Consider the following 10,778-nt stretch of genomic DNA (forward strand, 5'->3'; position numbering starts at 1 on the left):
GTCGCCACAGTTTTTTAATTCCTGCTGCTGTTATGTATTTTTAACAACATAACAGGGGGTGTAAGCACTTCCCGGAAGCTTCATGCGGTGCTGAGCGACGAAAGATTCCAAAAGCTGGTCAACCTTGCCCATCAGCACAGCGTCGCCTGTTAACTCGAAAGGCCCTTTTTGTTTAATTTGGCGTATTCCCTCTGCTTTAACGTTTCCGGCAACTATGCCAGAAAACGCTTTGCGAAGATTCGAGGCGAGGTCGCTTTTACTTTGATTTTTATGGAGCGCCAAGGCTGCCATACTTTCGTGGGTCGGAATGAATGGGTGTTGAAAATCATGTTCGATTTTTAGTAACCAGTTGAAGCTGTAGGCGTCACCCATTGCCCCTCTAAATTTTTTAACTTTTTGTAGTCCCGCATTCATGGTTTTTGCCACTTCGAGCGGGTCATCGATAATTATCTCATACTTAGATTGTGCTTCAGGGCCAAGTGTGTCGGCAACAAATGTATCTATAGCTTCAAAATACTGCTCACTGCCGGCTGGTCCAGTTAAAACAACCGGAAATGGCTGTTGTGCATTCCTCTCGTCAGTTAATATTCCGAGTAAATAGAGCAGTTCCTCAGCCGTACCTACTCCTCCAGGGAAAACGATAATGCCGTGGCCCAATCGAACAAAAGCCTCTAACCTTTTCTCAATATCAGGCATGATAATGAGTTCATTAACAATAGCATTCGGTGGTTCTGCAGCAATGATACTTGGCTCCGATATACCAATGTACCGGCCGGTCTTGTTTCTTTGTTTTGCATGGCCTATGGTCGCGCCTTTCATTGGGCCTTTCATGGCGCCGGGTCCACAACCGGTACAGATATTCATGCCACGCAGGCCTAACTGGTAACCCACTTCTTTCGTATATTTATACTCAGTTTGGTTTATTGAATGCCCACCCCAACACACTACTGTGTTAACGCTGTCGTTTCCTTCAAGGGCTTTCGCGTGGCGTAACATATCAAAAACCATATCGGTTATTTCATTGCTTTCGATTGGCGAGTCTTGATGAAGCAACGTATATTTATTGCCCATATACAGCAAGTCGCGCAACACGGCAAAAAGGTGTTCGTGAACCCCTCGCACTAATTGTTCGTCGACAAATGCAACTTCAGGCGGATTAACGAGCTCTATTTTTACTCCCCGTTCTCTTCTAACTAGCCTAATTTCAAAATTATCGTAGGGTGCAAATAGTGCTTCAAAGTTGTCTTCATCAACACCGCTATTTAAAACCGCTAAGCTACAGTTTCTGAACATCGAAAAAAGTTCACTGTTTGTTGCATCTTGCAATTGAGCTACTTCTACCTGAGACAACTGACTCATCCAACCAACAGGGTTTAACTGAACTTTTTTCATCAATTAGGCCTTTTATTGTTCACTTATATCAGTGATTACCAAATTTCTACCGTTTCTTTTCGCTTTGTATAGGTACTCATCAGCACGTTCAAAAACCGCTTCTTTATCTTCATTTTTTCTAAAGCTAGTGGCGCCGAACGAAGCCGTTATTTGTACCTTTTGCTGTTTAAATTTGAAGGGCATTTGGGATAGAGCTGTTCGTATTTCATTCAGCTTGGCTTCTATATGTTTCATTGGTGTGTTGGGTAAAAGCATGACAAACTCTTCTCCTCCCCAGCGCGCAATGAACTCATTATCACCAATTTGCTGTTTCAAATATTTACTGACAACTTGCAGTGTTTTGTCGCCGGCGGCGTGCCCAAACCTATCATTTATCGATTTGAAATGATCAATATCCACCACTGCAACGGTAAGCGGCATGTTGTTCTGTTTAAATTGGGCGTAAGCAATGTCTAACTTTTCATTATAAGCTTGCCTATTGGGAAGCCGCGTTAACGGATCTGTTCGGCTTTGTGCGGCCTGTTCAGCAAGTTTCTTCTTATAGACGCTAGTTTGATTTTGTAACGTCTCGATACGATCTTGCATTGAGGTAAGTAATGCGATGAGATCTTCTTGGCCTTGCTGGTCGTCCACCTGTTGTTTCTGTAAAGTTGAAAGTAATGTATTAACTTTGTCTTGGGTCTGTGCTTTTAACGCCTCAAGAGAATGACTTTCAGAAACGACTTCTTCAAAACTATCGAGGTGTTGTTTTAGTACCTCATTACCCGCCTGGCGTTGCTCGAACTGTGTTGTACTCCCTTCTATAGTTGCACTGACTGAGGAGCCTATTTCTCCTAAAGAACGGTGCAAACCCTGAATGACTTTTCCTGTCAAGCTCGCTTCAGACATAGCGTCTTGAACTATCATACGGAGAATAACGACACAGCTTTTTAATAGTTGGTCTTCATTCATCCCGTCTTCTAAGCGCTGCTTTATATCTCTTAGCTGCCTATCATCGGGTTTCTTTTGTGCATAAGAAGCAATGAGCTGATTAAGCTCAATCATTATCGAGCGGTAATGTGGGTTTTCCTCTTGTGCTTTTGGCGCGGAAGTATCAACTGTCTGTGTATCGGAAGTTGATGTTTCTAAGCCGACTATTTGCTTGTTCAACGCTATGCGATAGAGCGCTATTGCCTTTGCGTAAAGTTTATAAATACTGAAAATGTCGTCGATAGGCTGATTAAGCTTAATCAGTTGCTGCGTTGTCAGCGCCTTTAGCTCGGTATCTTCAAAAACTATTTTTTGTAACTGTTTAGTGGCTTCTTCTATCGATGATACGGTGTCTATACTGTACTTGCGTAGGGTAATTTCTTGTGACTGAAGAGACTTGTTGAGCTTTTCAATACTCACCGCAGCTAAGCTAAAATTGGGCGTGCCAGACAAATGACTTCTCAATGTTTTCAATTCGGAATCAATAGCACCAGAAAATCCTTCGTAAAACGAGGATAACCTAACTATAAACTGGCAAAGAAGCGCATTATTTTTTTTATAAGCGTCGAGTTGTTTTGCTTCCATAATATCTGTGTTTAACACCCTTATATCGAGATTATGCCACTGCCATGTGGTTGTTACTGCCGAGCTTGACGATGATTGGCGTATGGCTGCTCAAAGTTCGTTCTAAATGGGTTGATATCCAGTCCGCCTCGGCGGGTATACCTTGCGCACACCGTTAGTTTCTCGGGTTGGCAGCGCTGCATTATTTCAGTGTAGATACGTTCAACGCATTGTTCATGAAATTCATTATGCTGACGGAAACTTATCAAAAATTTCAGTAAGCCTTCATGGTCGATTGCTGCACCCGCATACCTTATTTGAATACTAGCCCAATCTGGTTGACTCGTAATCAAGCAATTTGATTTAAGCAGATGCGATATCAACGTTTCTTCTACTCGACCTTTACTGCTATCAACTTTTAGGTACTCGGTAGTGGGAGAATAATGCTCAATTTCCACATCCAAATCATCAAGCAAAGTACCTTTAAATTCAGAAAAGACCAACGTATCGAATGCATTTGGCAACATGAGTGTTACCTCAACGGGCGCACCAGCGCAACGTGATAAATCCTTTTCAAGGGTAACGGTAACCTCTTCTGGAGAAGCAAACTTACTTTGATTGAAACTGTTCAGATAGAGTTTGAATGATTTAGACTCTATTAGAAATTCAGACGTAATAGGAACGTTGCATTGTAAGATCGCAACATGAGGCTTACCTTTTTCATTAAGCCATGAGAGCTCGTATCCCGTCCACGTGTCTACGCCTTCAAAAGGCAGTTGATGTGCATCTAAATTCAAGGTATCGCGACTTAAGCTACGTGGTACTCCCTGAAGCAACGTTGGGTTATATTCAAACTCGTAATCAACCTGCTTGCCCAGCGAGAGGTCATCAGGTGCTGAAATGGTTAATTTTTCGAATGATTTTTCAGTCGACATAAATGCCTTTTATCTTGCGTTAATGAATGTGATTGCCAAGTGTGCGATATAGCGCATACGTAATGAAGTGACCATTTGGTTAACTGTCCTGATAATTCACTTCGAGTTGACTTGGTAATTTATATCTATAGTGTACCTCAAAAATACGAAGGTAACTCCATAATGGCTCTATCAACCACAGAAGCACTAGATAATTTTGTATCAGAGTATGTAACACCTGATAACTTAGAACGGCATCGTGTTGCTTACGACAGCCTGTGGCCCTCAATTTGCTATGACTTAAAAGACGTAGAGAACGCTGAAAGCGAAAATATTAAAGATGGCACTCTCGTACTGTGGGCTCCAAAAAAACAGAATGTTTCTCTCTCCTTTGACAATGTCTCAAAGGCGATGGGCATTGAGTTAAATAAAGCGTTTTGTGACTATTTTACCCGCTATTTTAGCAATAATTTATTCGCGCGAGCGCCCCAAGGTCGATGTGAATTGCTTCAGGTGTGGAATGAAAGTGATTTTGAACGTCTGCAGCAAAACCTGATTGGACACTTGTTGATGAAGCAGCGATTAAATCAGCGCCCCACACTGTTTTTTGGTATTACAGACGAAGATGATTTTATTTTATCTGTTATAAATGAAACGGGTGAAGTTGCCCTAGAGCAAGTAGGAAAAGAGCCGACTAAAATTCTGGCTTCCTCGCTACCGGAATTCTTAACCCAGCTATCCATTTAGCAGTGAAAAGGCACGCTAACTATTGATTAAGTAACCTTGCTATTTGAGCTTTTAATTCACTCACTTCGTTTTCAAGTGCCTCAACTCTTTGAGTTAACGAGGTTTCTTCTGCAGCTTGCATTTTTGGGGCAGGACACGGCTCTGCATGAGCCGACACATTAAAGCGCTTAATCGCTTCGATTGCTTCAGTGACTGATACTTTGAAAGGGGCCTTTGCACGAATCATTGCTACCGAGGGTGTTTTGCCCTCGCTATGCATTGACTGACATAAAATGATGAGTTGGTTCAAGTTTGGGTGATTCATTGCTTTGCTTATTCTTTTTTGAGCGTTGTAAGTGGTAGCTTCCAAGAATAGCGAATTTCACTAATAATTGAACAAATACGCTATTCTTTGAATGTCTTTTAGATACTTATTTTTTATTATTCAATTATTTCAGTTAGTTATATTATTGGTCTTATTCTTGATTGTGAGTAAAAATAGGATAATACGATGGCTTCTTTGAAATTTTACCACAATCGTTCAGCAAATATTCACAGTACGTTTGTCATTTTAAGAAACATAACAATCCGATCAACAACTACTTTATCTATTTTTTAAAAGGGAAAACTTATGAAAATTGTTCTTCTATCAGCGGCGTTAGCTTCGACCATGCTTTTATCTGGCTGTGTAGTATCTGTAGGTGGTGGTTCTGACAGCCATTATGGTGCCGACTGGGAGGATAGAGAATTCAATAACAGGCAGCACATTGCAAAGTTAGAAACGGGTGTTAGCTACGAAGCGGTACTAAGAAAAATGGGCGTTGCAGATTTTAATGAATTATTCGAAAAAGCCGATGGTACTTATCGAGTGCTTTACTATCGAACTCAAAAAACAATGGGCGATGGTCTCACAACAAAAGATGAATGCACCCCACTTGTATTTAAAAACAGCAAGTTAGTTGGTTGGGGCGACAGTGCTTTCGGTATGATGCATTAAACGATTGCTAAACGTAGGGGAAGCGGAAATACTCCTTTTACGGCCACCACATATACAGATTAAAGCCGCATGTTAATAAAAGGTTAACATGTGGCTTTTTTTCAAGTAGGCTAAAGTTTAACCACAGTATACATCGGTTACTCTTTTCGTTTACTTACCGGGGCATGCACAATGAATGACGAAGCAATAAACGATACTCTTCTGCCAGACAAAAATAATGTTGAGGCGATCTTTCTCAGTGTAGATGATTTAAACGTTGCTGCGTCAATCTTGTATAATGCGTATGTGGACGACCCACTGTTCGCGGATATATTTCAAGCGGAAAAAGAAGGGTTTGATAATAGGTTGCGGTCAGCTATCAGAGAAGAGTTGAACGCTTTTTGGGTTGCTGAGCAACCCATGATCGGGTTGTTCGATAACGGAAGACTCGTGGCTGTTGCTTGTCTTACGTCACCTGATGCCGCTTTTGGTGCCGGAAGATACTGGCATTGGCGGTTACGGATGCTGCTTACCGCAGGTCTTTTCGGTACAAAACAAATGCTAGAGAAAGAAGAAAAAGTACGCGCCTTAGTTCCTGCTACAAACTTTCACATGCTGAGTTTTATTGCTGTACACCCCGACTACCAACATCATGGGCTAGGGCATATATTACTCGGCGCAATCGATAGTGTGATTGAAGAAGACAAAAAGTCAGAAGGAATCTGCGTTTTTGTGACGATACCTAAGCATCGCTCATTCTTTAACGACGATAACTACCAAGTAGTGGGTGAACTTTGCTTATCACACGTTAATGGCAAGGTGATGTTCAGGCGTCATAACTGACGTTGGGCTAACTTGCTTCATATTTTTGAAGTGATCGACTACATCTGCTATTCAATTTGTAAGATATTTCCTACAAACCATGTGCGCTTTTCTCCCTTTTTTCACGTGGCAAATCTCATACCAAAGTATAATGCTACTGATTTATAAGAGTTTTTTTATTTTCATACGAAAGTAGTACAAAAATTATATTAAATTCTCTTTAATTCAATATGGCGGTAATAATTGGAAGGGATACTATGAACATGTCACAGGGAAACACGACGAGTCATGGATTGAGTCAAGGACCATCAACGGATTAAGTTAGGACAACTTAGGGATGAGACTCTCACAAGGCAGTGAGTACAGGGAAAGGAACGCAGAGAGGATGCTGCATTAACAGGACGTTAGAAAGGGATTTTTAAGGAATAAAGGGAGTTCAGGGAAGAAATACGTGATAGGACATCACATACAGGAAGTAGCAGGGAAACACGGACGAATGCTAGCAAGGACTAGGGGCAGGGAGCTAACGGCAGGAGTGTCGTCATGGAATGTCTAGTTTGCATGGACCAGCAAAGCAAGGATGAAAGAAGGACACGCTAACGGAATGGCAAAGCTGTAGCAGGATGTGCAGCAAAGAAGGATTAAGGGAAGGGAGCGTCAGCGGAGCCTGACAAGGACAGCCTCAGGATGAGGAACACTGCATGCAGGATGTGCAGTTAGAGAGGAAAAAAGGAAAGGGACCTACGCATGGACGTGTAGCTCGCACAGGAAGGTGCGAGAGTAGATGGAAAGGGGCGTATACGGATTTTAATCGGGAAGATTTTAGTCGCAAAGGATCGCGGAGAAGGATACTCAAAATTCCAAGAAAAAGGGGAGCCGGTAGGTTCCCCTTTTTTTTGAAATTTTCTCTAAACCGTGCGAATGCAGGAATGGCTGTTCCCTTTCAAATTCCCAGAATGAAACTAGGAAGCTTGCCAGACCTTCCCAAAGGGCGAGTCTAAAATGTTCGTACTCTTTGTTGTGTCACCTTGATGTAGAACCACTATACCTTCGGTAACACGCCGCGATTACGAACATTTTAACTCTCGCTAAGTGGGTGATAGTTTATGCCCACTGGTATTACACTCTATGTGGTGGTACTTCTGTTCGCACAACCTTAACACCTATTAATTCAACTTCTCCGGTATACCTGTCTTCGCCATTACTTGAAAATTCGAAGTTAAATACACTGTGCCAATCAGGCTTACCATACTTAAACGAAAATCGCGTTCTTGCTCTTGCTACACTCAGTAGCTGCAATCCGTGCTTATCGCAGTACTGCTTAAGGTAAGTGTTTGTTTGCTCGGAAATGGCTCGAATACGCCAAAACTGATAACCGGTAAACCCAATAACCATCCACACTACTAACTCAAGTAACGTCATCTACTTTCTCGCTTGTGCAAATAATTGGTGAAAAGCATTACTAAGAACTTGTGAATTGGCATTTGAACGCAGGAGTGTTAACACTTGTCTGCGTAACTTCGGAATTTGCACTAAATCTGAAAAGAACCCTGCGAATAAAGCACCTTGATGACCCTCTTTTTCGTCAACATTTGCGGCTTGTTCTAGAAAAGCGCTGAGCAGTAGTGGTTCCATTTGCTCGAAATGGCGGGCTGCGATAACGCTCAAAATATCAAGCCGCTGCGACTTTTCGCCTTTTAATAATTCGAGTAGTTTGTTATTGATGATCGGGTTAAAGGTACCGTCTGATGTTCCTCTTAGCGCCGCCAAGTTGATGTCATCACTTTTATCAATCTCAATTAAATACGCCGCTAATAAATTTTCAGGCAGAGAAATGCTTTCGCTCATCTCCATCAGGGTGTCAAGAAAAACAGCTGAGTAGAGTGAGGTGTTGGTTTTAATCGCCTTTACTAATATATCTTGTTTGGGGTGCTGTCCTAGGCTATGTACAAAGTCTGCCACGCTCTGCATGGATATTTGCTGCCAGTCAACAAGCTGCGGGGCTTGAATATAGGCCTCGACTTTCTGCGCGTCTTCGCTTAAAGGCTGGTTTAGGGTGCGTTTAACCAATGCGTTAAACTGCGCAAGCTGCGACTGATTGGGAACAAACGAATAAGGATTGTCAGGCAGAGTTTGTGCATTTTCAGTATCTTCAGCAACAGACTGACCTAGCGCATCAACAATAATCTCTAAAAAATGATTTCTGGCAGCGGCAACTACCAAACCTTGCTCGTCAAGCGGTAGTTTCACAAACCAAATGTAGTGCTGCGTAGAAGCATTTTTATTCCAAAAGACGATACCAAACCACGCGTGTTGCTGACGAGGGAAGGGCGCGTAAGCAGTGCCATTTTCTATTTCTAGAAAGGTTTGGCTATCTGTGGGTTCAAGACGACGACCTAAATCAAAAACTTGATATTCAGTGCCTGCTTGTAACAAAAACTCGCTGATAGAATTGATACTGTTAGCGCTCATAACTCATTCCAAAATACTGCTTTAACCAAAATTTGCCAGGCTGTCACATCTATTAAGGGGAGCAAGTCGATGAGATACCGCCAACAAAGTCAGATAATGGTATCACAGCAACAGAATTTCAACGATAAGGCAGGCAGACTTATGTTGACCTTTTGCCCCTGATATACTGCGCGCTTCGAAATAGAAGTGTTTTTTACGGAGTTGCTGTGAGTAAAGTGAATAGTGTCTGTCATATTGCACTTGGTAGGGCATTAGAGCAGTTAGAAACTGCTATGAAACAAGAGGGTGTTTGGCCTAAGAAAATGCCTTCTGAGCAAGAACTCAAAAATGCCATGGAAAGCTCAGTTCCTTTTGCAGTCGGCTGTTTAGCGTTTGAGAGTTGGTTGGCTTTTATTTTTATCCCCAAAATGCGCATTTTGTTAACGCAGGAAAAGCCTTTACCGCCCATGCAAATTACGCCTGCAGCAGAAATATACCTATCATCGGCGCACCAGCGCACTCTTTCCCAGCTACAAATCATTGATAACATTACCAATGAAGACATTGGGTGAACAAGCACAACGCACAATGCAGAACGATTTAAAAAGGCCAATTAACTGTGTATTCAGATGAGCAAATAATAGGAAAGGTAGGCGACGGTGAGAAAGATAGTGTTAACGCTCTTCATTTACCCGTGTTGTATCAAGATGAACATATCATAGCAATCGAGAAGCCGCCGGGTTTGCTTGTGCACAGAAGTCCAATTGATAAGCATGAAACTGTGTTTGCCGTGCAGACATTGAGAGATCAAATTGGCCAGCACGTATACCCAGCTCACCGATTAGACCGACCCACATCAGGTGTGCTGGTGTTTAGCTTTAGCTCAGAAATTGCAGCAAAGCTTGGGCAGCAGATGATGGACAAGCAGGTTGTAAAAACGTATCACGCTATAGTTCGCGGTTTTGTGCATCACACAGGGTATATCGATTACGCCCTAAAATACCGCTACGACAAAATTGCCGACAAGCATAAGCGCCCGCAGCAGCCGCCACAACCTGCATCAACTATGTATGAGTCAGTAGCAAAGTTCGAAGTGCCTGAGCCTGTGGGCAAATACCAAAGTGCACGATATTCGCTCGTTAAGCTTTCTCCTAGTACCGGTCGCAAGCATCAGCTTCGTAGACACATGGTCCACATTCGTCACCCTATTATTGGCGACACAACCCACGGTGACGGCAAACAAAACAAATTCGCTAAGCAGCACTTTAATTTTAATAATTTGGCCTTAAGTTGTACTCATATGGGTTTTTCTCATCCTGTCACTGGAAAGTGGGTAACGATTAATTCACAGATGCACAGTGAAATGCGACTATGGCTCGAAAAATTAGCGCCGTTCTGTGTTTAGGTTGATAAAATAGTGAGAATTTCCGCCTGTCGACTAAGGCGACAATCATTGGTTTAAGAGGTAAAAATGGCAACATTGAAAATTATTGCGGGTACAGTTTACGGCAACGCGCAACACGTAGCTGAGCAGGTGGAAGAGAACTTAGCTGAACAGGGCGTAGATTGCTCACTGGAAAGCGACCCTTCGGTGGCAGATTTCACTGATGCAGACGCACTTCTAATTATCACTTCTACAACGGGGCAGGGCGATGTGCCACCTAACTTAGAGTTTGTGTTTTCAGATTTGAAAGACGAATCGCCTGTGTTAAGCGGCAAGCCATTCGCTGTGGCTGCGCTTGGCGATAGTAGCTATGGAGAAAGTTTCTGTGGTGCAGGAAAACAGTTTCATACGTTGCTTACCGAACTACAAGGTAACGCCGTTGCCGATATGTTAGAAGTTGACGCGATTGAAACTCTAGAGCCTGAAAAAGACGTTGTAGAGTGGGTCAATACCATTAAAGATAAGCTGTTGGCTTAAGTTTTAGACATGTTGTGATTAGCAAAAGAAAGAGGCGCATAAG

General features: G+C 42.5%; 12 protein-coding genes. 6 read left to right on the plus strand and 6 right to left on the minus strand.

What is annotated here, in order from left to right; all coding sequences use genetic code 11:
• Positions 1-30: 30 nt before the first annotated feature.
• From ppnN to queF, 3 genes are read right to left on the minus strand one after another with little or no spacing between them, the layout of a single operon-like run.
• Positions 31-1,392 (minus strand): nucleotide 5'-monophosphate nucleosidase PpnN, encoded by a 1,362-nt coding sequence (ppnN, locus tag BK026_RS19140; protein ID WP_071817362.1) that lies wholly within the window; start codon positions 1,390-1,392, stop codon positions 31-33.
• Positions 1,393-1,404: 12 nt separating this feature from the next.
• Positions 1,405-2,946 carry a GGDEF domain-containing protein gene (locus tag BK026_RS19145; RefSeq protein WP_071817363.1) on the minus strand — a complete coding sequence of 514 codons (1,542 nt, stop codon included), beginning with the start codon at positions 2,944-2,946 and terminating at the stop codon, positions 1,405-1,407.
• 53 nt (positions 2,947-2,999) lie between these two features.
• Positions 3,000-3,860, minus strand: a complete 861-nt coding sequence (gene queF, locus BK026_RS19150; protein ID WP_071817364.1) for an NADPH-dependent 7-cyano-7-deazaguanine reductase QueF — start codon at positions 3,858-3,860, stop codon at positions 3,000-3,002.
• A gap of 162 nt (positions 3,861-4,022) precedes the next feature.
• On the opposite strand from queF, the gene syd reads away from it, so the two are divergent.
• On the plus strand, positions 4,023-4,586 hold the full coding sequence (syd, locus tag BK026_RS19155) for a SecY-interacting protein (protein ID WP_071817365.1): 564 nt from the start codon (positions 4,023-4,025) through the stop codon (positions 4,584-4,586).
• A gap of 19 nt (positions 4,587-4,605) precedes the next feature.
• On the opposite strand, the gene BK026_RS19160 is transcribed toward syd, so the two are convergent.
• The gene (locus BK026_RS19160) at positions 4,606-4,890 is read right to left on the minus strand and encodes a hypothetical protein (protein WP_071817792.1); all 285 of its coding nucleotides are present in this window, start codon (positions 4,888-4,890) and stop codon (positions 4,606-4,608) included.
• Between the two features lie 306 nt (positions 4,891-5,196).
• On the opposite strand from BK026_RS19160, the gene BK026_RS19165 reads away from it, so the two are divergent.
• A complete protein-coding gene (locus tag BK026_RS19165; RefSeq protein WP_071817366.1) occupies positions 5,197-5,562 on the plus strand; it encodes a DUF3192 domain-containing protein in 366 nt (121 codons plus the stop codon).
• A 171-nt stretch (positions 5,563-5,733) separates the two neighbouring features.
• Positions 5,734-6,384, plus strand: a complete 651-nt coding sequence (locus BK026_RS19170) for a GNAT family N-acetyltransferase (protein WP_071817367.1) — start codon at positions 5,734-5,736, stop codon at positions 6,382-6,384.
• 1,098 nt (positions 6,385-7,482) lie between these two features.
• Here BK026_RS19170 and BK026_RS19180 read toward each other — a convergent pair.
• Both BK026_RS19180 and BK026_RS19185 read right to left on the minus strand, forming a co-directional pair.
• Positions 7,483-7,785: a DUF3301 domain-containing protein gene (locus BK026_RS19180; protein ID WP_071817369.1), complete on the minus strand. Its 303-nt coding sequence runs from the start codon at positions 7,783-7,785 to the stop codon at positions 7,483-7,485.
• The gene (locus BK026_RS19185; RefSeq protein ID WP_071817370.1) at positions 7,786-8,835 is read right to left on the minus strand and encodes a DUF3549 family protein; all 1,050 of its coding nucleotides are present in this window, start codon (positions 8,833-8,835) and stop codon (positions 7,786-7,788) included.
• A gap of 206 nt (positions 8,836-9,041) precedes the next feature.
• Between BK026_RS19185 and BK026_RS19190 the strand changes: the two genes are divergently transcribed.
• The 3 genes from BK026_RS19190 (at position 9,042) to BK026_RS19200 (ending at position 10,735) form a co-directional block, all read left to right on the plus strand.
• Positions 9,042-9,386 (plus strand): YqcC family protein, encoded by a 345-nt coding sequence (locus BK026_RS19190; protein WP_071817371.1) that lies wholly within the window; start codon positions 9,042-9,044, stop codon positions 9,384-9,386.
• 65 nt (positions 9,387-9,451) lie between these two features.
• Positions 9,452-10,219, plus strand: coding sequence for a tRNA pseudouridine(65) synthase TruC (gene truC, locus BK026_RS19195; protein WP_071817793.1), 768 nt, complete (start codon positions 9,452-9,454; stop codon positions 10,217-10,219).
• A gap of 66 nt (positions 10,220-10,285) precedes the next feature.
• The gene (locus BK026_RS19200) at positions 10,286-10,735 is read left to right on the plus strand and encodes a flavodoxin domain-containing protein (RefSeq protein WP_071817372.1); all 450 of its coding nucleotides are present in this window, start codon (positions 10,286-10,288) and stop codon (positions 10,733-10,735) included.
• Positions 10,736-10,778 lie beyond the last annotated feature (43 nt).

The organism is Alteromonas sp. V450 (assembly GCF_001885075.1).
Lineage (GTDB): Bacteria > Pseudomonadota > Gammaproteobacteria > Enterobacterales > Alteromonadaceae > Alteromonas.

Coding starts and splice junctions, on each gene's coding strand:
- ppnN (WP_071817362.1), bottom strand. CDS start 1,392: ATGAAAAAAGTTCAGTTAAACCCTGTTGGTTGGATGAGTCAGTTGTCT.
- BK026_RS19145 (WP_071817363.1), bottom strand. CDS start 2,946: ATGGAAGCAAAACAACTCGACGCTTATAAAAAAAATAATGCGCTTCTT.
- queF (WP_071817364.1), bottom strand. CDS start 3,860: ATGTCGACTGAAAAATCATTCGAAAAATTAACCATTTCAGCACCTGAT.
- syd (WP_071817365.1), top strand. CDS start 4,023: ATGGCTCTATCAACCACAGAAGCACTAGATAATTTTGTATCAGAGTAT.
- BK026_RS19160 (WP_071817792.1), bottom strand. CDS start 4,890: ATGAATCACCCAAACTTGAACCAACTCATCATTTTATGTCAGTCAATG.
- BK026_RS19165 (WP_071817366.1), top strand. CDS start 5,197: ATGAAAATTGTTCTTCTATCAGCGGCGTTAGCTTCGACCATGCTTTTA.
- BK026_RS19170 (WP_071817367.1), top strand. CDS start 5,734: ATGAATGACGAAGCAATAAACGATACTCTTCTGCCAGACAAAAATAAT.
- BK026_RS19180 (WP_071817369.1), bottom strand. CDS start 7,785: ATGACGTTACTTGAGTTAGTAGTGTGGATGGTTATTGGGTTTACCGGT.
- BK026_RS19185 (WP_071817370.1), bottom strand. CDS start 8,835: ATGAGCGCTAACAGTATCAATTCTATCAGCGAGTTTTTGTTACAAGCA.
- BK026_RS19200 (WP_071817372.1), top strand. CDS start 10,286: ATGGCAACATTGAAAATTATTGCGGGTACAGTTTACGGCAACGCGCAA.